Genomic DNA, 21,648 nt, shown 5'->3' on the forward strand with positions numbered 1-21,648 from the left:
GTATTGTGCGCTAATGCAGGGAGAAAACCAACTCCCAGGGCATATACCAAAGATTCGCCAGCACCATCAGCAACAGTGAACACCAGGTGGCGCTCATGCCAGAACGACGCCAGCGAAACAGGCGGTGGTGGAATCCGTAATAATGCATCAGTCGACCGGCAATCAAAATAAGCCCGCAAATATGCACCATCCACGTTTCTGCGCCGTTCATTTCCATAAATAACAGCAGCACTAATGCGACAGGAATATATTCCACTGCATTACCATGAATGCGGATAGCACTTTGCAGTTCACTAAAGCCGCCGTCGCCATAGGCAACGCGATACTGCATACGCAGGCGAACGACGTCAAAGGAGAACTTTATCAACAATAACGCACCTAATACGGCATAAAGCGCGCTTACCATACAAACTCCCTTTAAAATGGCTTATGGCACTGTCTATGATAGGTGGCATTTTCAGAAAAGAGAAGATTGCTGTGGAATAGATGGCGCTGATCCGATCTCTGGCAGCACGGTGCGCAGATCGCTCCATAGCGTATCCACCAGTTGTGGCGCTTGTGCGATGTCGGGCGTATGCAAGAACAGATATGGCGTTGAGGTCTGCCGCCAGAGCGATAGCTTTGCCAGCCAGACGGCAAAAAATTGCCGATTTTGCGCCATATCATCGCTACCGATAAACCGTACCATCGGATTGTTTGCTGTCACTACGGCATGAACCGGCACCTTCGGTTTCTTACGTTGCGCATCGCGTATGGCTTCAGTATGAGGGATTGCCGCGTGTACCGGGCGGCTATCTAAAACGACCTGATTGACCCCACGCTCATGCAGACCGCGATTAAGTTGTTTCTCTTCCTCGCCTTTGGCAAAAAACGCGGGATGACGCACTTCAACGCCGTAGGTAAAGGTTGCGGGAAGCGTATCGAGAAAATGCCACAGAGCATTGATGTCACTCGGGCCAAAAGTCGCGGGTAACTGTAGCCAGTATTGCCCAATCCGTGCTTCCAGCGGGGACATCCGCGTTAAAAATTCCTGCACTAAATCGTCGCAGTTACGCAGCGCGGCCTGATGCGAAATTGTGGCTGGAAACTTAAAGCAGAACCGAAATGCGTCTGTGGTTTGAGCATGCCAGCGAGAAACGATATCGACTTTCGGCAGCGCGTACAGAGTAGTATTGCCTTCCACACAGTTAAAGTGGCGGGCATACTCTTCCAGACTGGTGATACCCAGGCGCACCCATTTCGGGTGCGACCACTGCGGTAAGCCGATATAGATCATAGCGCTTGCAGGATCTCGTTAACGCTGCGCACGCGAGCAATACGCGGGAAAATATGCGTCATGCTGCCCTGATGTTGATCGGCACTGGCGGCGCTACAGGCGTCTTCCGCAATGATAAGGCTGAAACCCAGTTCCCAGGCGTTACGAGCCGTTGACTCGACGCCGATATTGGTGGAGATGCCGCACAGGACGATGGTGTCGATGCCGCGACGGCGCAATTGTAGCTCAAGGTCAGTGCCGTAGAATGCTCCCCACTGGCGTTTGGTAACTTCCAGATCGCTGGCACATTTGCCCAGAGCGTGCGGGTAATCCCACCAGTTGTCGGGTAATGCTTTTGCCGGGATCTGTGCATCAACCGGCTGTTTCAACGCTTCGGCATAATTATCAGACCAGCCGACGCGAACCCACACTACTGGCGAACCGTGAGCACGAAATTTTTCCGCGAGGCTTGCCGCACGGGCCACAACGTCGTTAGCTGTGTGAGGACCACCGGCAAAGGGCAAAATCCCTTCCTGTAGGTCAATTGCGACAAGGGCGGTAGTTTTAGGGTTCAGTTCCAGCATGGTGACTCCAGTAAAAAAAGAATTCCGTTACACCTTAATCGCGATTCTGTGTGAAAGGGGCGACAATTTTTGTTATTTTTTGTGAGATTACGCAATACCCGCGTAGGAAACACGCGTACAGTCAGTACCGGACTTATCGTGCGGCAGAATTTCCAGTATAATAGCCGCCTTTTTTCATTCAGTTGTGACATTCAGCTAAAGCTGCGACTTCGTCATCTGCAAAGCAGATGACAATCCGCCTGCGGCAAAGTTAAGGGATATCTCATGCGTACAGAATATTGCGGACAGCTACGCCTGTCCCACGAGGGGCAGCAGGTGACTCTGTGTGGTTGGGTCAACCGTCGTCGTGATCTTGGTAGCCTGATCTTTATCGATATGCGCGACCGCGAAGGTATCGTGCAGGTGTTTTTCGATCCGGACCGTGCGGACGCGTTAAAGCTGGCCTCCGAACTGCGTAATGAGTTCTGCATTCAGGTTACGGGCACTGTACGTGCGCGTGATGCGAAAAACGTCAACGCCGATATGGCGACCGGCGAAATTGAAGTTCTGGCGTCCGATCTGACCATCATTAACCGTTCAGATTCACTGCCGCTCGACTCTAACCATGTAAATACTGAAGAAGCGCGTCTGAAGTATCGCTATCTGGATCTGCGTCGCCCGGAAATGGCGCAGCGTCTGAAGACCCGCGCTAAAATTACCAGCCTGGTTCGTCGCTTTATGGATGACCATGGCTTCCTCGACATCGAAACCCCGATGTTGACCAAAGCTACACCGGAAGGCGCGCGCGACTATCTGGTGCCTTCACGTGTGCATAAAGGTAAATTCTACGCGCTGCCGCAGTCTCCTCAGTTGTTTAAACAGCTGCTGATGATGTCCGGCTTCGACCGTTACTACCAGATCGTCAAATGCTTCCGTGACGAAGATTTACGTGCTGACCGTCAGCCTGAATTTACCCAGATCGATGTTGAGACTTCCTTCATGACTGCACCACAGGTGCGTGAAGTGATGGAAGCTCTGGTGCGTAATTTGTGGCTGGAAGTAAAAGGTGTGGACCTGGGCGATTTCCCGATCATGACCTTTGCCGAAGCTGAGCGTCGTTACGGTTCCGATAAGCCGGATCTGCGTAACCCGATGGAACTGGTCGACGTTGCTGACCTGCTGAAATCTGTCGAATTTGCTGTGTTCTCTGGCCCGGCTAACGATCCGAAAGGCCGCGTAGCTGCCCTGCGCGTACCTGGCGGTGCCGCTCTGAGTCGTAAGCAGATCGACGACTACGGTAACTTCATTAAGATCTACGGCGCTAAAGGTCTGGCTTACATCAAAGTCACCGAGCGTGCGAAAGGTCTGGAAGGGATCAACAGTCCGGTGGCTAAGTTCCTGAATGCTTCAATCGTAGAAGCGATTCTGGAACGTACCGGCGCACAAGACGGCGATATGATTTTCTTCGGTGCCGACAACAAGAAAGTGGTTGCTGATGCCCTCGGCGCACTGCGTCTGAAACTGGGTAAAGACCTGAACCTGACAGATGAATCCAAATGGGCGCCGCTGTGGGTCATCGATTTCCCAATGTTCGAAGACGACGGCGAAGGCGGTCTGACCGCGATGCACCATCCGTTTACCGCACCGAAAGATATGACTGCCGCAGAGCTGAAAGCTGCGCCGGAAGATGCGGTTGCCAACGCTTACGATATGGTTATCAACGGTTATGAAGTGGGTGGCGGTTCTGTACGTATCCACAACGGTGACATGCAGCAGACTGTATTCGGTATTCTGGGTATTAATGAGCAAGAACAGCGCGAGAAGTTCGGCTTCCTGCTGGATGCGCTGAAATACGGTACTCCGCCGCATGCGGGTCTGGCATTTGGTCTGGATCGTCTGACCATGCTGTTGACCGGTACCGACAACATTCGTGACGTTATTGCCTTCCCGAAAACGACGGCTGCCGCGTGTCTGATGACCGAAGCGCCAAGTTTTGCCAACGAAGCTGCGCTGGCGGAACTGAGCATCCAGGTTGTGAAGAAGGCAGAGAATAACTGATATGAAGTACAAACAGCCTGTCTCGGTGTTAGTCGTGATTTATGCAAAGGACACCGGGAGAGTGCTGATGTTACAGCGACGCGACGATCCTGATTTCTGGCAGTCGGTCACCGGCAGCCTTGAAGAAGGTGAAACCGCGTCGCAAGCCGCCATGCGCGAAGTAAAGGAAGAGGTCACCATTGATGTTGCCTGCGAGCAACTGACCTTAATTGACTGCCAGCGCACGGTGGAGTTCGAGATTTTTAGTCATTTACGTCATCGCTACGCACCGGGAATCGAACGAAATACGGAATCCTGGTTTTGCCTGGCACTTCCCTCTGAACGAGAGATCGTGTTCACCGAACATCTGACCTATCGTTGGGTTGATGCAGCAGAGGCTGCACAGTTAACCAAGTCGTGGAGTAACCGGCAGGCGATTGAAGAATTTGTAATTAACGTCGCCTGAGAAGGCACGCTTTTTGGAGATATTATTTATGGCAGGTCATAGTAAATGGGCCAACACCAGACATCGTAAAGCAGCGCAGGATGCTAAGCGTGGCAAAATCTTCACCAAGATCATTCGTGAGTTGGTGACGGCGGCCAAACTTGGCGGCGGCGATCCGGATGCGAACCCGCGTCTGCGCGCAGCGGTTGATAAAGCACTGGCTAACAACATGACGCGTGACACCCTGAACCGTGCAATCGCGCGTGGCGTCGGCGGTGATGATGATGCGAACATGGAAACCATCATCTATGAAGGTTATGGTCCTGGCGGCACTGCGGTCATGATTGAATGCCTGTCTGATAACCGTAACCGTACCGTTGCGGAAGTGCGCCATGCGTTCACCAAAACCGGTGGCAACCTTGGCACCGACGGTTCCGTTGCTTACCTGTTCAGCAAAAAAGGCGTGATTTCCTTCGAGCAGGGTGACGAAGACACCATCATGGAAGCGGCGTTGGAAGCGGGTGCTGAAGACGTTGTAACCTTCGACGACGGTGCAATTGACGTTTACACCGCGTGGGAAGAGATGGGTAAAGTGCGTGATGCACTGGAAGCTGCAGGTCTGAAAGCAGACAGCGCTGAAGTGACGATGATCCCGTCAACCAAAGCGGATATGGATGCAGAAACTGCGCCGAAACTGATGCGTCTGATCGATATGCTGGAAGACTGCGACGACGTTCAGGAAGTTTATCATAACGGTGAGATCTCTGATGAGGTTGCCGCTACGTTAGAATGATGTGGTTAAGCCATAAACTAACAGGAGATGCGTGATGTCTATTATTCTCGGCATTGACCCGGGATCGCGCATCACCGGTTATGGCGTAATCCGTCAGGTTGGCAGACAGCTAACCTATCTCGGTAGTGGGTGTATTCGCACTAAAGTTGACGATCTGCCGTCGCGCCTGAAGCTGATTTATGCGGGCGTTTCGGAAATCATCACCCAGTTTAAGCCAGATTATTTCGCCATAGAGCAGGTCTTTATGGCGAAAAACGCTGACTCGGCGCTCAAGCTCGGGCAAGCGCGCGGAGTAGCGATTGTTGCTGCTGTAAACCAGGACCTTCCGGTGTTTGAATATGCTGCGCGGCAGGTGAAACAAACCGTCGTAGGGATAGGCAGCGCGGAGAAAAGTCAGGTACAGCACATGGTGCGCACGTTACTTAAACTCCCGGCAAACCCCCAGGCAGATGCTGCGGATGCGCTGGCTATTGCCATCACCCACTGCCACGTCAGCCAGAACGCCATGCAAATGAGCGATACCCGGCTGAATTTAGCGCGTGGTCGATTACGTTAGTGATAAATGAGGCTGGATATCTATCCAGCCTTTTTTTATGATAGCGCATTACCTTTTAGCCCTTAACGCAGGAGCGTCACGTGATTGGCAGACTCAGAGGCATCATTCTCGAAAAACAACCCCCGCTGGTACTGTTAGAAGTAGGCGGTGTAGGCTATGAAGTCCACATGCCGATGACCTGCTTCTATGAGCTGCCGGAGTCAGGAAAAGAAGCCATTGTTTTCACGCATTTTGTCGTACGTGAAGACGCACAGTTGCTGTACGGCTTTAATAACAAACAGGAACGTACACTGTTTAAAGAGTTAATAAAAACCAACGGCGTTGGACCCAAGCTGGCACTGGCTATTCTCTCGGGTATGTCTGCGCAGCAGTTCGTTAATGCCGTTGAACGTGAAGAGCTAGGCGCGCTGGTCAAACTACCGGGTATTGGTAAGAAAACCGCTGAACGCCTGATTGTCGAGATGAAGGACCGCTTTAAGGGGCTGCATGGCGATCTCTTCACGCCGGCAGCCGATCTGGTGCTGACGTCACCTGCCGGTCCGGAAACGGATGACGCTGAGCAGGAAGCGGTTGCTGCGCTCGTGGCGTTAGGCTATAAACCACAGGAAGCCAGTCGCATGGTGAGCAAAATTGCCCGCCCTGATGCCAGCAGTGAAACCCTGATTCGTGAAGCGCTCCGCGCTGCATTGTGAGGTAAAGGATGATTGAAGCAGATCGCCTGATTTCGGCTGCCAGCACCACGCCTGAAGACCTGGTGGATCGCGCGATCCGCCCCAAATTGCTGGAGGAGTATATCGGCCAGCCTCAGGTTCGCTCGCAAATGGAAATCTTTATCCAGGCAGCGAAACTGCGCGGCGATGCCCTCGATCACCTGCTGATCTTTGGGCCTCCCGGTCTCGGAAAAACGACACTTGCCAATATCGTTGCCAATGAAATGGGGGTAAACCTGCGTACCACTTCCGGCCCGGTACTGGAAAAAGCAGGCGATTTGGCAGCAATGCTCACCAACCTTGAACCTCACGATGTCCTGTTTATCGATGAAATTCATCGCTTATCGCCCGTTGTGGAAGAGGTTCTGTATCCGGCGATGGAAGATTATCAGCTGGATATCATGATTGGCGAAGGGCCGGCTGCGCGCTCTATTAAGATTGATTTGCCACCGTTTACGTTGATCGGCGCGACAACCCGTGCCGGGTCGTTAACGTCCCCATTGCGCGATCGTTTTGGTATTGTGCAGCGACTGGAGTTCTATCAGGTTGCGGACCTTCAGCACATTGTCGGACGTAGCGCACGTTACATGGGGCTGGAAATGAGTGACGAAGGGGCGCTGGAAGTGGCTCGTCGTGCACGTGGCACCCCGCGTATAGCCAACCGCTTGCTACGTCGCGTACGAGATTTTGCCGAAGTGAAGCATGACGGAACAATCTCAGCGGATATTGCTGCCCAGGCGCTGGATATGCTCAATGTTGACGCCGAAGGGTTCGACTACATGGACCGCAAACTGTTGCTGGCAGTGATCGATAAATTCTTTGGTGGACCTGTGGGGCTGGATAACCTGGCCGCTGCGATTGGGGAAGAACGCGAAACCATTGAGGACGTGCTGGAACCGTATTTGATTCAACAAGGGTTTCTGCAACGTACGCCGCGGGGACGCATGGCGACGGTTCGCGCGTGGAACCATTTCGGTATTACACCGCCTGCAATGCCCTGAGTCAGCGTAATGCGTTTATCCGACCTACAATTCTGTAGGCCGGATAAGATACATCAGCATCACTATTCGCTAATACAGCGCACTCAGCTAGCCTGCTTCTTCATCATACTGAAGATAAACAGCAGCGCAGCGCACAGCACTACTGAAGGACCTGCTGGCGTATCATAGAAGGCTGAGAACGTTAACCCGCCTGTAACCGCTATTATTCCCACGCCAACAGCAACGCCTGCCATCTGCTCTGGCGTACGAGCGAAACGACGTGCGGTTGCTGCCGGGATTATCAGCAGTGAGGTAATAATCAGAGCCCCAACGAACTTCATCGCGACACCAATAGTTAACGCTGTCACCAGCATCAGCAGCAATTTAACGCGCTGCAGCTTCACGCCATCGACAAATGCGAGGTCCGGGCTGATGGTCATCGACAGTAAGTTGCGCCACTGCCAAAAAAGTATTGCCAGAACAATCACAACGCCAATGGCAATGGAGATCAAATCCTCCGGCGTAACAGCCAGCAAATCACCGAACAGATAAGCCATCAGATCCACGCGAATATTGGACATCAGGCTAACGACAACCAGACCCAGTGACAACGCACTGTGCGCCATAATGCCGAGTAAAGTATCGATCGCGAGGTGAGGGCGTTTCTCCAGCCACACCAGGCCAGCGGCCAGCATTAGCGTGACAGCAATGACGGCATAGAAAGGATTAACATCCAGCAGCAGGCCAAAGGCGACACCCAGCAGTGAGGCATGCGCCAGTGTATCGCCAAAATAGGACATACGACGCCAGACAACAAACGAGCCGAGCGGGCCGGCAGCGCAGGCCAGCATGATCCCGGCTAACCAACCGGGCAATAACAATTCAATCATGAGTGACCATTTCCCCGACGTAATACGATACGACCCTGTAAATCGTGGCGATGATTATGGTTGTGGCGGTATATTCCGAGTTGTTCGGCGCCGCGCTGCCCGAACATAGAGATGAATTCCGGATGCATAGAAACCACTTCCGGCGTGCCGGAGCAGCAAATGTGATGGTTCAGACACAGTACTTCATCTGTTTTTGCCATCACCAGATGCAGGTCATGAGAAACCATCAGTACGGCACAGTCCAGTTCACGTCGCAGTTGATCAATAAGGTCGTACAAAGCGACCTGACCATTCACATCGACTCCTTGAGTCGGCTCATCAAGCACCAGTAACTGGGGTTTGTTTAGCAATGCGCGGGCCAGCAGAACACGCTGTGTTTCTCCGCCAGACAGCTTTTGCATCGGCGCATTCATCAGGTGTCCGGCCTGAACGCGTTTGAGAGCAGGAAGAATATCTGCTTTTTGCGTGTCTGGACGTAAGCGTAGAAAACGGCTTACCGTTAGTGGCAGCGTGGTGTCGAGGTATAGTTTTTGTGGCACATAGCCAATTCGCAACTGTCCGTTGCGCGTGATAACTCCTTCATCAGCCGCTACCAGCCCCAGGACAACGCGCACCAGCGTAGACTTCCCGGCGCCATTCGGGCCGAGGAGCGTTAAAATTTTACCGGGTCGAAGCTCAAGCGATACGTCAGAAAGGACGCGGCGTTGACCATAAGAGACCGAGACATTTTCCAGTGAAACCAAAGTCGTCATATCAATTTTAGTCTTGCAGAAGTTATAGAATGTTATAATATCACATTTCTCACATTCATTACGATGATTGGTCGCATTATGTTACATAAAAATACGCTTCTTTTCGCAGCATTATCCGCTGCTCTTTGGGGTAGTGCAACACAGGCTGCAAATGCCGCTGTGGTGGCCTCTCTCAAGCCACTAGGTTTCATCGCTTCAGCGATTGCTGATGGGGTAACAGACACCCAGGTTCTCCTGCCTGATGGCGCATCCGAACATGATTATTCATTACGTCCATCAGACGTAAAACGCTTACAGGGCGCGGACTTAGTTGTCTGGATTGGCCCAGAAATGGAAGCGTTTATGGAAAAATCCGTCAAGAATATTCCTAATGGAAAACAGGTAACGATTGCGCAGCTCTCCGACGTGAAACCGTTGCTCATGAAAGGGGCTGACGATGACGATGACGATCATGGGCACGGTGATGCACATGGTGAAAAAAGTGACGAACATCACCATCATGGTGATTACAACATGCATCTTTGGCTCTCCCCAGAGATAGCGCGGGCTTCAGCGGTTGCAATCCATGAAAAATTAGTGGAACTTATGCCGCAAAGTCGAGCCAAACTTGACGCCAACCTGAAGGATTTTGAGGCACAATTAGCCGCAACCGATAAGCAGGTAGGTAACGAGCTCGCGCCGCTCAAGGGTAAAGGTTATTTCGTTTTTCATGATGCTTACGGCTACTACGAAAAACACTACGGACTAACACCGCTTGGTCACTTTACCGTGAACCCTGAGATTCAGCCTGGTGCGCAGCGTTTACATGAAATAAGAACACAGTTGGTTGAGCAAAAAGCAACCTGCGTTTTTGCTGAGCCACAGTTCAGGCCAGCGGTCGTTGAAGCCGTTGCGAGAGGGACGTCCGTTCGAATGGGAACGTTGGATCCCCTCGGAACAAATATCAAACTGGGTAAAACAAGCTATTCAGCGTTTCTGAACCAATTAGCCAACCAGTATGCGAGCTGCCTGAAAGGAGATTAATGAGGAAGTGAATACGTGCAACAGATAGCCCGCTCTGTCGCTCTGGCATTTAATAATCTGCCCCGACCCCATCGCGTTATGCTGGGGTCGCTTACCGTTCTTACACTGGCCGTCGCCGTCTGGCGGCCTTATGTTTACCACCCCGAATCTGCACCAATTGTTAAAACCATCGAGCTGGAAAAAAGCGAGATCCGTTCTCTGTTGCCCGAGGCCAGCGAACCTATCGATCAGGCCGCTCAGGAAGATGAAGCAATTCCACAGGATGAGCTGGATGATAAAACCTCTGGCGAGGTTGGCGTTCATGAATATGTTGTTTCTACCGGTGATACGCTGAGCAGCATTCTGAATCAGTATGGCATTGATATGGGTGATATCAGCCAGCTTGCCGCTGCGGATAAAGAGTTGCGAAACCTGAAAATTGGTCAGCAGCTTTCCTGGACACTGAGTTCGGAAGGTGATTTACAGCGCTTGACCTGGGAAGTTTCTCGTCGTGAAACCCGCACTTACGATCGCACCGCGACGGGTTTCAAAATGAGCAGCGAAATGCAGCAGGGCGACTGGGTTAACAGCCGTATCAAAGGAACCGTGGGCGGGAGTTTTGTCGCCAGCGCAAGAGATGCCGGATTGACCAGTTCTGAAATCAGTGCGGTGATCAAGGCCATGCAGTGGCAGATGGACTTCCGTAAACTGAAAAAAGGCGATGAGTTCTCTGTTCTGATGTCTCGCGAAATGCTGGACGGGAAGCGTGAACAAAGTCAGTTGCTGGGCGTACGCTTACGCTCTGAAGGCAAAGATTATTACGCGATCCGCGCTGAAGACGGTAAATTCTATGACCGTAATGGTACGGGGCTTGCGAAAGGTTTTATGCGCTTCCCTACGGCGAAGCAATTCCGTATCTCATCGAACTTTAACCCGCGCCGCCTGAATCCTGTAACCGGACGCGTTGCACCGCATAAAGGTGTCGATTTTGCGATGCCGCAGGGGACGCCGGTACTGTCGGTGGGTGATGGTGAAGTGGTTGTCGCGAAACGCAGTGGTGCTGCTGGTTACTATGTAGCTATCCGTCATGGCCGTACCTATACCACCCGCTATATGCACCTGCGTAAGCTGTTGGTTAAGCCGGGGCAGAAAGTGAAACGTGGCGACCGTATTGCGCTTTCAGGCAACACCGGACGTTCAACCGGTCCACATCTGCACTACGAAGTATGGGTTAACCAGCAGGCCGTGAATCCGCTGACGGCAAAACTGCCGCGTACGGAAGGGTTGACCGGCTCGGATCGTACCGATTACCTGGCACAGGTGAAAGAGGTTCTGCCTCAACTGCGCTTCGATTAATAAACATACTGATGGAGCCGGTACGCAATGCGTGCCGGCTTTTTTTATTTTGTACGGGACACACTGCGCCGCTACACTATCAGCAGATTTACTTTTCGCGGCACCAGATACTGGAAGAGCATGGAAACGAAAAAAAAGAATATTGAGTACATTCCGGAGTTTCATAAATCATTTCGTCATCCGCGCTACTGGGGCGCCTGGCTGGGAGTGGCGGCGATAGCCGGGATTGCATTAACACCTGCGTCGTTTCGCGATCCTCTTTTGGCGAAGCTGGGGCGTCTTGTTGGTCGTCTGGGGAAAAGCTCCCGCCGCAGAGCGTTAATCAATTTATCTCTCTGCTTTCCTGAACGTAGTGAAGCCGAGCGCGAAGCCATTGTCGATGAGATGTTTGCGACCGCACCTCAGGCGATGGTCATGATGGCAGAGCTGGCGCTGCGTGGTCCGGAGAAAATTCAACATCGGGTAGACTGGCAAGGTCTGGATATCATTGATGAGATGCGCCAGAACAACGAGAAGGTGATTTTTCTCGTTCCTCACGGTTGGGGCGTGGACATCCCGGCGATGCTGATGGCGTCTCAGGGGCAGAAAATGGCCGCGATGTTCCACAACCAGGGAAACCCGGTATTTGATTATGTCTGGAACACAGTACGCCGTCGTTTCGGCGGTCGTTTACATGCGCGTAATGATGGTATCAAACCCTTTATTCAGTCGGTTCGTCAGGGATACTGGGGATACTATTTACCGGATCAGGATCATGGTCCCGAGCATAGCGAGTTTGTGGATTTCTTTGCCACCTATAAAGCAACATTGCCGGCGATTGGCCGCCTGATGAAGGTATGTCATGCTCGCGTAGTGCCGCTTTTCCCGGTGTATGACGGCAAAACGCACCGTCTGACGATTCAGGTACGTCCGCCCATGGACGACATTCTGACGGCGGATGACAACACCATTGCCAGACGGATGAATGAAGAGGTGGAGATTTTTGTCGCTCCGCACCTCGAACAGTATACCTGGATTTTAAAGTTGCTTAAGACCCGTAAACCTGGCGAAATTGAGCCGTACAAACGCAAAGATCTCTACCCTAAAAAGTAAAAAAAAGCCTCTCGTTAGAGAGGCTTTTTTACATACAACCGCGTCACTATTCTACAGTCAGAATACGCGTGGTGTTAGTGGAGCCTATGGTGCTCATGACATCGCCCTGCGTCACAATAACCAGGTCACCGGAGACCAGATAGCCTTTGTCGCGCAGCAGGTTAACTGCCTCACTGGCCGCAACTACGCCGTCAGTTTCGCTGTCAAAATGAACCGGCGTGACGCCACGGTACAGAGATGTCAGGTTCAGCGTACGCTCATGACGGGACATGGCGAAAATTGGCAGACCGGAACTGATACGCGAAGTCATCAGCGCAGTACGTCCTGATTCCGTCATGGCGATGATAGCGGTCACCCCTTTCAGGTGGTTAGCGGCATACATTGCGGACATGGCAATCGCTTCTTCAACGTTATCAAACTGTACGTCGAGGCGGTGTTTAGAGACATTAATACTTGGGATTTTTTCAGCACCCAGACATACGCGCGCCATTGCCGCGACGGTTTCAGCCGGGTACTGGCCTGCGGCTGTTTCTGCCGAAAGCATCACGGCGTCGGTGCCATCCAGCACGGCGTTAGCTACGTCCATGACTTCCGCACGGGTTGGCATCGGGTTGGTGATCATCGACTCCATCATCTGCGTAGCGGTAATGACCGCACGGTTCAACTGACGAGCACGACGAATCAACGCTTTCTGAATACCCACCAGTTCCGGGTCGCCAATCTCAACGCCCAGATCACCACGAGCAACCATGACCACGTCAGACGCAAGGATGATGTCATCCATCGCATTCTGGTCACAGACAGCTTCTGCACGTTCTACTTTTGCGACAATCTTCGCATCACAACCTGCATCGCGCGCCAGACGGCGGGCATAGTTAAGATCTTCGCCACAGCGTGGGAAGGAGACCGCCAGATAGTCGACGCTTATCTGTGCGGCAGTAATAATGTCGGCCTTGTCTTTGTCGGTCAGCGCTTCAGCAGAGAGGCCACCACCCAGTTTGTTGATGCCTTTGTTGTTGGAGAGCGGGCCGCCGACGGTGACTTCGGTAAAGACTTTCATGCCCTGAACTTCCAGTACTTTTAGCTGTACGCGACCATCGTCCAGCAGCAGGATATCGCCTGGCACGACGTCGGCTGGCAGTCCTTTATAATCAATACCAACTTTTTCCTTGTCGCCTTCACCTTTACCCAGGTTGGCGTCTAACAGGAACTTGTCGCCAACATTGAGAAATACTTTACCTTCTTTAAAGGTGGATACGCGGATTTTAGGCCCCTGCAGGTCACCCAAAATGGCTACATGGCGTCCCAGTTTTGCGGCTATTTCACGGACCTTATCCGCACGCATTTTGTGATCTTCTGGAGAGCCGTGTGAAAAGTTCATACGTACGACGTTCGCACCCGCAGCGATAATTTTTTCAAGGTTGTTATCGCGGTCAGTTGCCGGGCCTAACGTGGTAACGATTTTGGTTCTGCGAAGCCTTCTGGACATGTAATACTCCGTTGACTGAAACAACTAGGTGTTGCGTGAACATTGATCCGGCCGTTCTCAAAAATTAACGGTAAAAATGAACGACCCGGATGATAAAAGGGTAGAACATTGTTATTGCTTTTAGCGGTCATTACCCTTGATGAGTAATTCTTTATCAAAACGCGATTCCTTGAGCGCTTCCTTGACACGCTTCAAGTTATCTCTAAATTTTGTCCCTCGGCGCAAAGTAAATCCTGTAGCCAGCACATCTATCACGGTCAGTTGAGCAAGTCGAGAGACCATGGGCATATAAATGTCAGTATCTTCCGGTACGTCGAGGGTAATAGCTAACGTAGCTTCTCGCGCCAGAGGCGTTCCGGGAGAAGTCAGTGCGATTACCATAGCATCGTTTTCCCGTGCCAGCTGAGCAAGCTCCACCAGGCTCTTTGTTCTTCCGGTATGGGAAATGAGCACAATGACATCATCATCGCTACAATTCATACAACTCATGCGTTGCAGAACTATGTCGTCTGAATAAATAACTGGAACGTTAAAACGGAAGAATTTATTCATGGCGTCGTGCGCCACGGCTGCAGATGAACCCAGCCCAAAAAAGGCAATTTTTTTCGCCTGGGTTAATAGATCGACTGCACGATTTACCGCCGAGCTATCCAGCGACTGACGAACATGATCCAGACTAGCCATCGCCGATTCGAAGATTTTCCCCGTGTAGGATTCTACGCTGTCATCCTCGTCCACATTGCGATTAACATAAGGGGTACCATTTGCCAGACTTTGCGCCAGATGCAGTTTAAAATCAGGAAAACCACGCGTGTCCATACTGCGACAGAATCGATTGACGGTCGGTTCGCTGACATTGGCTTCCAGGGCCAGCGTGGCAATGCTTGAATGAATTGCCTGGTCGGGTGAAGTAAGAATAACGTCGGCGACTTTACGTTCTGACTTGCTCAGATGTTCCAGTTTTAACTGGATTTTTTCCAGCATATTCATGATGTAGGTGGACTCATGGGTCATGGGCAAAAACGATTTCAACGATACAGGAAATCGAGAGATAATTTTGGTAGATAGTACCCCTGCTAAGGAAGGAACGGGGCAAAATGGACAGAAAAGTTGTTGTTTTTTTTCATTACATGATCGGAGTCGGGTTTTCCTGGTTCTTTATGGCTACGAAAAAAAGCGACTTTTTTATCCATTTTGCTGCGGTAAACGCCAACAAAGCCGTTGTTTACGGTAACAGCACGGCTGGATAAGCGTTTACGGTTCACTGAATCACGTAAAAGCAGTACAGTGCACTGTAATAAAATTACAACCAGTGTCTGGCAAAAGCACCAGGCACTTAACTGAGGAGAATGACATGGCGGTAACGCAAACAGCCCAGGCATGTGACCTGGTCATTTTCGGTGCGAAGGGCGATCTTGCGCGACGGAAATTGCTGCCTTCCCTGTATCAACTGGAAAAGGCCGGTCAGATTAGCCCGGATACCCGCATTATTGGGGTAGGACGTGCCGACTGGGACAAAGCAGCCTATACCAAGGTTGTACGCGAAGCGCTCGAAACCTTCATGAAAGAAAAGATTGATGAAGGTTTGTGGGACACCCTCAGTGGTCGCCTGGAGTTTTGTAATCTGGACGTTAATGATACCGCGGCATTTAACCGTCTGGGCGAGATGCTGGATCAGAAAGCACGTACCACTATTAACTATTTTGCTATGCCGCCAAGCACCTTTGGCGCAATCTGCAAAGGTTTGGGCGAAGCAAAACTGAACGCTAAACCTGCTCGTGTGGTAATGGAAAAACCGTTGGGGACGTCGCTGGCGACCTCCCGCGAAATCAACGACCAGGTGGGCGAGTATTTCGAAGAGTGCCAGGTTTACCGTATCGACCACTATCTCGGCAAAGAGACGGTACTGAACCTGTTGGCCCTGCGTTTTGCCAACTCCCTGTTTGTGAACAACTGGGATAACCGCACTATCGATCACGTAGAAATTACCGTGGCGGAAGAGGTGGGTATTGAAGGTCGTTGGGGTTATTTTGACCAGGCCGGTCAAATGCGCGATATGATCCAGAACCACCTGTTGCAGATCCTGTGCATGATCGCGATGTCGCCGCCGTCCGACCTGAGCGCTGACAGCATCCGTGACGAAAAAGTGAAGGTACTGAAATCACTGCGCCGTATCGATCGCTCGAACGTACGTGAAAAAACGGTTCGTGGCCAGTACACCACCGGATTTGCTCAGGGTAAAAAAGTTCCGGGGTATCTGGAAGAAGAAGGCGCGAACAAGAGCAGCAATACGGAAACCTTTGTTGCTATCCGCGTGGATATCGACAACTGGCGCTGGGCGGGTGTTCCATTCTACCTGCGTACCGGTAAGCGCCTGCCGACGAAATGCTCTGAAGTTGTTGTCTACTTCAAAACGCCTGAGCTGAATCTGTTTAAAGAATCCTGGCAGGATCTGCCGCAGAACAAACTGACAATCCGTTTGCAGCCTGATGAGGGTGTCGATATTCAGGTGCTTAACAAAGTACCGGGCCTGGACCACAAGCATAATCTGCAGATCACCAAGCTGGATCTGAGTTACTCCGAAACCTTCAATCAAACGCATCTGGCCGATGCTTACGAACGTTTGCTGCTGGAAACCATGCGTGGTATTCAGGCGCTGTTTGTACGCCGTGATGAGGTAGAAGAAGCGTGGAAGTGGGTCGACTCCATCACCGAAGCCTGGGCGATGGATAACGACGCGCCGAAGCCATACCAGGCGGGGACCTGGGGACCGGTTGCCTCCGTGGCGATGATCACTCGTGACGGTCGTTCCTGGAATGAATTCGAATAAAATATCACCTAATCATTAGGTGTTATTTTACCGGTAACATGATCTAACACAGATTGTAGAATAATTTTTGCACTTTTAAGCCTCGCGTGGATTCACCCGCGAGGCTTTTTTTATTACACTGCCTGAAACGATTTTGCCCCTGAGCTACGGCTAGTAAGCGATTCAGCATAATTTAACTATCTTGAAACGCATTGTTAATCCGACCGCTCTGACAGATAAATTTTAGGAGCCTCTATGAATCCGAATTTGTTACGCGTAACACAACGTATCATCGAACGTTCTCGTGAGACACGTTCCGCCTACCTCTCGCGCATCGAACAGGCTAAAACGACAACTGTTCACCGTTCACAGTTGGCATGCGGAAATCTGGCGCACGGTTTTGCTGCCTGCCAGCCTGATGACAAAGCATCGCTGAAAAGCATGTTGCATAACAATATCGCGATCATTACCTCCTATAACGACATGCTTTCCGCGCATCAGCCGTATGAACATTATCCGGCTATCATTCGCAAAGCACTGCATGAAGCCAATGCGGTAGGGCAGGTTGCCGGTGGTGTGCCTGCTATGTGTGATGGCGTGACCCAGGGGCAGGATGGGATGGAGCTTTCACTGCTAAGCCGCGAAGTGATTGCGATGTCTGCGGCGGTGGGTTTATCTCATAATATGTTCGACGGCGCATTGTTCCTCGGCGTGTGCGATAAAATTGTCCCGGGCCTGGCGATGGCGGCGTTGTCCTTTGGTCATCTGCCTTCTGTCTTTATCCCATCAGGTCCGATGGCGAGCGGTTTGGCGAACAAAGAAAAAGTGCGTATTCGTCAGCTGTATGCAGAAGGAAAAGTGGACCGTATGGCTCTGCTTGAATCCGAGGCTGCGTCTTATCACGCACCAGGAACCTGTACGTTCTACGGCACCGCTAATACCAACCAGATGGTCGTTGAGTTTATGGGGATGCAACTGCCAGGCTCCTCTTTCGTACATCCGGATGCTCCGTTACGTGAAGCACTGACAGCTGCTGCTGCTCGTCAGGTAACGCGCCTTACCGGAAATGGCAACGAATGGATGCCGATCGGCAAAATGATCGATGAAAAAGTGGTGGTCAACGGGATCGTAGCGCTGCTGGCGACAGGGGGGTCTACCAACCATACGATGCATCTGGTAGCGATGGCGCGCGCGGCCGGAATTTTGATCAACTGGGATGACTTCTCCGATCTGTCCGATATCGTGCCGCTGATGGCACGCTTGTACCCGAATGGTCCGGCGGATATCAACCACTTCCAGGCTGCAGGTGGTGTACCGGTATTAATGCGTGAACTGCTTAATGCAGGTCTGCTGCACGAAGATGTTAACACCGTAGCCGGGTTTGGTTTATCTCGCTACACCCTTGAACCATGGCTTAACAACGGTGAGCTGGACTGGCGTGAAGGTGCCACGAAGTCTCTCGACAGCAATGTGATCGCGACTTTCGATAAGCCGTTCTCGCATCACGGCGGTACTAAAGTGCTGAGTGGTAACCTGGGACGTGCGGTGATGAAGACATCAGCCGTGCCGGTAGAGAACCAGGTCATAGAGGCTCCGGCTATTGTCTTTGAAAGTCAGCATGATGTGTTACCTGCTTTTGATGCTGGTCTGTTGGACCGCGATTGCGTGGTGGTTGTGCGCCATCAGGGACCAAAAGCGAATGGAATGCCAGAATTACATAAACTCATGCCGCCACTTGGTGTATTATTGGACCGTTGTTTCAAAATCGCGTTAGTTACCGATGGACGACTTTCAGGTGCTTCAGGTAAAGTGCCTTCAGCAATCCATGTAACCCCGGAAGCCTATGATGGCGGGCTGCTGGCTAAAGTGCGTGATGGCGACATCATTCGTGTGAATGGACAGACAGGTGAATTGACGCTGCTGGTGGATGAAGAGGAACTTGCCTCTCGTCAGCCTCATATTCCTGACCTCAGCGCTTCGCGTGTGGGAACAGGCCGTGAGATGTTCAGCGCGTTGCGCGAAAAGCTGTCCGGTGCGGAGCAGGGCGCAACCTGTATCACTTTTTAAACGACAAATTTTGTAATCAGGCGAGAGAAAACTCTGATGAAAAACTGGAAGACAAGTGCAGAAGCAATCCTGACCACTGGCCCGGTAGTACCGGTTATCGTGGTAAATAAACTGGAACACGCGGTGCCGATGGCGAAAGCGTTGGTTGCAGGGGGCGTGCGCGTTCTGGAAGTGACCTTACGTACCGCATGTGCGATGGATGCCATTCGCGCGATAGCTAAAGAAGTCCCGGACGCGATTGTCGGCGCAGGTACCGTTCTGAATCCACAGCAACTGGCGGAAGTAACGGAAGCGGGCGCGCAGTTTGCGATTAGCCCTGGTCTGACCGAGCCCCTGTTGAAAGCCGCAACTGAAGGAACTATTCCGTTGATCCCAGGTATCAGCACCGTTTCTGAACTGATGCTGGGTATGGACTATGGTTTGAAAGAGTTTAAATTCTTCCCGGCAGAAGCTAACGGCGGTACTAAAGCGTTGCAGGCGATTGCAGGTCCGTTCTCCCAGGTACGTTTCTGCCCGACCGGTGGTATCTCCCCGGCGAATTACCGTGACTACCTGGCGCTGAAAAGCGTACTGTGCATCGGTGGATCCTGGCTGGTTCCGGCAGACGCGCTGGAAGCGGGTGATTACGATCGCATCACTAAACTGGCTCGCGAAGCCGTAGAAGGCGCGAAGCAGTAAGATCTGTTGTGCCGGGCAGTGCTGCACTGACCCGGCCTGCGAATACTTTAAAATGGGCCATCGGGCCCGTTTTTTTTTATCCTGCTACATTCACCTGCGCGGCGGCGTTTTTCGCGCGTTCAACCGCCTCGTCAACGTTGTCTGCCGTCGCCAGTACGACGCCTAAGCGACGGGTTCCGTCGATTTCAGGTTTACCGAACAGACGGAGTTGCAACCCTGCACCAACGGCACTGTCAACGTTATCAAATGTGACATTCTGACTGGTAAGCTGTGGCAGGATAACGGCTGATGCAGATGGCCCATACTGGCGGATTGCGCCAACCGGAAGCCTGAGGAATGCGCGAACGTGCAGGGCAAACTCGGATAGATCCTGTGAAATCAATGTCACCATACCCGTATCATGTGGGCGAGGGGATACCTCGCTGAAAATCACCTCGTCACCGCACACAAACAGCTCTACGCCAAACAATCCGTAACCGCCCAACGCCAGTACCACTTTGCGAGCGATTTCCTGTGCACGTTCCAGCGCCAGTTCGCTCATTTTCTGGGGCTGCCAGGATTCACGATAGTCGCCATCTTCCTGACGATGGCCTACCGGCGCACAAAAGTGCACACCATCGACGGCGCTTACGGTCAACAGGGTGATTTCAAAGTCGAAATTAACCACACCTTCCACGATAACGCGTCCTGCGCCCGCTCGGCCACCCTGCTGGGCATAATCCCAGGCTCTGGCAAGCTGATCGGCTGAACGGATAAAACTCTGTCCTTTTCCGGAGGAACTCATCACCGGCTTCACGATGCAGGGGAATCCAATTTCGGCCACGGCTTCGCGAAAGCGAGTTTCGCTGTCAGCAAAGCGGAAAGATGAGGTCGGTAAGGACAGTTCTTCCGCGGCGAGGCGACGGATACCTTCACGATTCATGGTCAGTTGGGTCGCGCGCGCGCAAGGCACGACGTTCAGACCTTCCTGCTCCAGCGCTACCAGCGTACTCGTGGCAATGGCTTCAATCTCAGGAACGATATAGTGTGGTTTTTCGTGCGCGACAACCTGACGCAAAGCGTCACCATCCAGCATATTGATTACGTATGAGCGATGGGCAACGTGCATAGCTGGTGCGTCAGGGTAACGATCCACGGCAATGACTTCTACACCCAGGCGTTGGCATTCAATCGCGACTTCTTTACCCAGTTCACCTGATCCTAATAACATCACTCGCGTTGCTGCCGGACGCAGCGCTGTGCCTAATAACGTCATAAATTAATCCCCTGTTTTATCTGGGCGCAGTATATACGAAAACGTTTGCGTCTGTCTTTATTACCAGGTTGATTTCAAGGGTGAAAAAGAATATACTGTACATAAATACAGGTAATTTATGAGGCTGCAAAAATGGCGGTTGAAGTTAAATACGTAGTCATTCGGGAAGGTGAGGAAAAAATGTCGTTTACCAGCAAAAAGGAAGCCGATGCCTATGACAAAATGCTTGATACAGCAGATCTGCTCGATACGTGGCTGGAGCAGTCACCGGTCGCGCTGGAAGATGAGCAGCGTGAAGCGCTTTCCCTGTGGCTGGCTGAGCAAAAAGATGTGCTGAGCGCGATCCTGAAAAACGGCAAACTGCCATCCCCACAGGTGGTCGATAACGATGCTTCTGCTGAGGATGATACACAGGCTGCCTGATCCGACTTGCGCTCCTGAGGTTTTGTACCATGCTTTTCCCTGAATCATTGTGCTGTACCCAACTGATTTCACGTTGCATTAATAGCGACTGAAAGACGAAGGGGATAAAGGAGAAAAGAATGAATAAAACAAGAGCGTTGTTGAGCCTGCTGCTGTTATCTGCCAGCGTGTCAGTTTTTGCGGTTAATACGGAGAGTAAATCAGTCAATTTTCCAAACTGTGAAGGTTTGAAAGCTGACGGTATCGCGGCAAGTGTGAAACGCGACTACCTGCAAAACCGTATTGTACGTTGGGCCGACGATCAAAAAAGACTCGGGCAACTTGATCCTGTTGCCTGGGTGAACCCGCAGGATATTGTTGGTAAAGACGGACAATGGACGGTACCTCTTACCGTTCGTGGGAAAAGCAGCGATATTCAATATCAGGTTAAGCTTGATTGTAAAGCCGGCACGGCGGAGTACCTGCAACGTCAGTAGCTGAATTTGCACATCTTTTG

The 21,648-nt window shown here is 51.8% G+C and carries 22 protein-coding genes; 14 read left to right on the forward strand and 8 right to left on the reverse strand.

Going from position 1 to position 21,648, the window contains the following annotated elements; genetic code table 11:
• Positions 1–10: 10 nt before the first annotated feature.
• From OH663_RS04165 to OH663_RS04175, 3 genes are read right to left on the reverse strand one after another with little or no spacing between them, the layout of a single operon-like run.
• Complete coding sequence (locus OH663_RS04165) at positions 11–406, reverse strand: MAPEG family protein (RefSeq protein WP_016153418.1); 396 nt, start codon at positions 404–406, stop codon at positions 11–13.
• 51 nt (positions 407–457) lie between these two features.
• The gene (locus tag OH663_RS04170) at positions 458–1,276 is read right to left on the reverse strand and encodes a DUF72 domain-containing protein (RefSeq protein WP_200012844.1); all 819 of its coding nucleotides are present in this window, start codon (positions 1,274–1,276) and stop codon (positions 458–460) included.
• On the reverse strand, positions 1,273–1,839 hold the full coding sequence (locus tag OH663_RS04175; protein WP_048221296.1) for a hydrolase: 567 nt from the start codon (positions 1,837–1,839) through the stop codon (positions 1,273–1,275). Before OH663_RS04175 ends, OH663_RS04170 begins: the two co-directional genes overlap by 4 nt.
• A 264-nt stretch (positions 1,840–2,103) precedes the next feature.
• Between OH663_RS04175 and aspS the strand changes: the two genes are divergently transcribed.
• From aspS to ruvB, 6 genes are all read left to right on the forward strand, one after another.
• Positions 2,104–3,876, forward strand: coding sequence for an aspartate--tRNA ligase (aspS, locus tag OH663_RS04180; RefSeq protein WP_045444133.1), 1,773 nt, complete (start codon positions 2,104–2,106; stop codon positions 3,874–3,876).
• A gap of 1 nt (position 3,877) precedes the next feature.
• Positions 3,878–4,321: a dihydroneopterin triphosphate diphosphatase gene (gene nudB / locus OH663_RS04185; protein ID WP_045444130.1), complete on the forward strand. Its 444-nt coding sequence runs from the start codon at positions 3,878–3,880 to the stop codon at positions 4,319–4,321.
• A 28-nt stretch (positions 4,322–4,349) separates the two neighbouring features.
• Entirely contained in the window at positions 4,350–5,093 is a 744-nt protein-coding gene (locus OH663_RS04190) for a YebC/PmpR family DNA-binding transcriptional regulator (RefSeq protein ID WP_045444127.1), read from the forward strand.
• A gap of 34 nt (positions 5,094–5,127) precedes the next feature.
• Positions 5,128–5,649 (forward strand): crossover junction endodeoxyribonuclease RuvC, encoded by a 522-nt coding sequence (gene ruvC, locus OH663_RS04195; protein WP_200012846.1) that lies wholly within the window; start codon positions 5,128–5,130, stop codon positions 5,647–5,649.
• An 80-nt stretch (positions 5,650–5,729) separates the two neighbouring features.
• Complete coding sequence (gene ruvA / locus OH663_RS04200) at positions 5,730–6,341, forward strand: Holliday junction branch migration protein RuvA (protein WP_045444121.1); 612 nt, start codon at positions 5,730–5,732, stop codon at positions 6,339–6,341.
• An 8-nt stretch (positions 6,342–6,349) separates the two neighbouring features.
• Entirely contained in the window at positions 6,350–7,360 is a 1,011-nt protein-coding gene (gene ruvB, locus OH663_RS04205) for a Holliday junction branch migration DNA helicase RuvB (protein WP_045444118.1), read from the forward strand.
• 83 nt (positions 7,361–7,443) lie between these two features.
• Here ruvB and znuB read toward each other — a convergent pair whose 3' ends face one another.
• Positions 7,444–8,229 (reverse strand): zinc ABC transporter permease subunit ZnuB, encoded by a 786-nt coding sequence (gene znuB / locus OH663_RS04210; protein WP_048221298.1) that lies wholly within the window; start codon positions 8,227–8,229, stop codon positions 7,444–7,446.
• Positions 8,226–8,981 (reverse strand): zinc ABC transporter ATP-binding protein ZnuC, encoded by a 756-nt coding sequence (gene znuC, locus OH663_RS04215; protein ID WP_045444112.1) that lies wholly within the window; start codon positions 8,979–8,981, stop codon positions 8,226–8,228. The genes znuB and znuC overlap by 4 nt, the downstream gene beginning before the upstream one ends.
• A gap of 78 nt (positions 8,982–9,059) precedes the next feature.
• On the opposite strand from znuC, the gene znuA reads away from it, so the two are divergent.
• From znuA to lpxM, 3 genes are all read left to right on the forward strand, one after another.
• Positions 9,060–10,004: a zinc ABC transporter substrate-binding protein ZnuA gene (gene znuA, locus OH663_RS04220; protein ID WP_045449673.1), complete on the forward strand. Its 945-nt coding sequence runs from the start codon at positions 9,060–9,062 to the stop codon at positions 10,002–10,004.
• A 15-nt stretch (positions 10,005–10,019) separates the two neighbouring features.
• Positions 10,020–11,339, forward strand: coding sequence for a murein DD-endopeptidase MepM (mepM, locus tag OH663_RS04225; RefSeq protein ID WP_071828974.1), 1,320 nt, complete (start codon positions 10,020–10,022; stop codon positions 11,337–11,339).
• 120 nt (positions 11,340–11,459) lie between these two features.
• Positions 11,460–12,431: a lauroyl-Kdo(2)-lipid IV(A) myristoyltransferase gene (lpxM, locus tag OH663_RS04230; RefSeq protein ID WP_048222649.1), complete on the forward strand. Its 972-nt coding sequence runs from the start codon at positions 11,460–11,462 to the stop codon at positions 12,429–12,431.
• A gap of 46 nt (positions 12,432–12,477) precedes the next feature.
• Here the strand turns inward: lpxM and pyk are convergent, their stop codons facing one another.
• Both pyk and OH663_RS04240 read right to left on the reverse strand, forming a co-directional pair.
• Positions 12,478–13,920 carry a pyruvate kinase gene (gene pyk / locus OH663_RS04235; RefSeq protein ID WP_045444106.1) on the reverse strand — a complete coding sequence of 481 codons (1,443 nt, stop codon included), beginning with the start codon at positions 13,918–13,920 and terminating at the stop codon, positions 12,478–12,480.
• Positions 13,921–14,040: 120 nt separating this feature from the next.
• A complete protein-coding gene (locus OH663_RS04240; RefSeq protein ID WP_200012848.1) occupies positions 14,041–14,910 on the reverse strand; it encodes a MurR/RpiR family transcriptional regulator in 870 nt (289 codons plus the stop codon).
• Positions 14,911–15,274: 364 nt separating this feature from the next.
• Between OH663_RS04240 and zwf the strand changes: the two genes are divergently transcribed.
• The 3 genes from zwf (at position 15,275) to kdgA (ending at position 19,474) form a co-directional block, all read left to right on the forward strand.
• Entirely contained in the window at positions 15,275–16,750 is a 1,476-nt protein-coding gene (zwf, locus tag OH663_RS04245; RefSeq protein WP_045444100.1) for a glucose-6-phosphate dehydrogenase, read from the forward strand.
• A gap of 234 nt (positions 16,751–16,984) precedes the next feature.
• Positions 16,985–18,796, forward strand: a complete 1,812-nt coding sequence (edd, locus tag OH663_RS04250; RefSeq protein WP_200012849.1) for a phosphogluconate dehydratase — start codon at positions 16,985–16,987, stop codon at positions 18,794–18,796.
• Between the two features lie 36 nt (positions 18,797–18,832).
• Positions 18,833–19,474 carry a bifunctional 4-hydroxy-2-oxoglutarate aldolase/2-dehydro-3-deoxy-phosphogluconate aldolase gene (gene kdgA / locus OH663_RS04255; RefSeq protein ID WP_003034901.1) on the forward strand — a complete coding sequence of 214 codons (642 nt, stop codon included), beginning with the start codon at positions 18,833–18,835 and terminating at the stop codon, positions 19,472–19,474.
• Between the two features lie 76 nt (positions 19,475–19,550).
• On the opposite strand, the gene purT is transcribed toward kdgA, so the two are convergent.
• A complete protein-coding gene (purT, locus tag OH663_RS04260; protein ID WP_200012851.1) occupies positions 19,551–20,729 on the reverse strand; it encodes a formate-dependent phosphoribosylglycinamide formyltransferase in 1,179 nt (392 codons plus the stop codon).
• Positions 20,730–20,861: 132 nt separating this feature from the next.
• On the opposite strand from purT, the gene yebG reads away from it, so the two are divergent.
• Positions 20,862–21,152 carry a DNA damage-inducible protein YebG gene (gene yebG, locus OH663_RS04265; RefSeq protein WP_045444082.1) on the forward strand — a complete coding sequence of 97 codons (291 nt, stop codon included), beginning with the start codon at positions 20,862–20,864 and terminating at the stop codon, positions 21,150–21,152.
• A gap of 119 nt (positions 21,153–21,271) precedes the next feature.
• Positions 21,272–21,628, forward strand: coding sequence for a protein YebF (gene yebF / locus OH663_RS04270; RefSeq protein WP_200012852.1), 357 nt, complete (start codon positions 21,272–21,274; stop codon positions 21,626–21,628).
• Positions 21,629–21,648 lie beyond the last annotated feature (20 nt).

Origin of the sequence: Citrobacter sp. Marseille-Q5395 (assembly GCF_947057495.1) — a bacterium.
GTDB classification, from domain to species: domain Bacteria; phylum Pseudomonadota; class Gammaproteobacteria; order Enterobacterales; family Enterobacteriaceae; genus Citrobacter; species Citrobacter murliniae.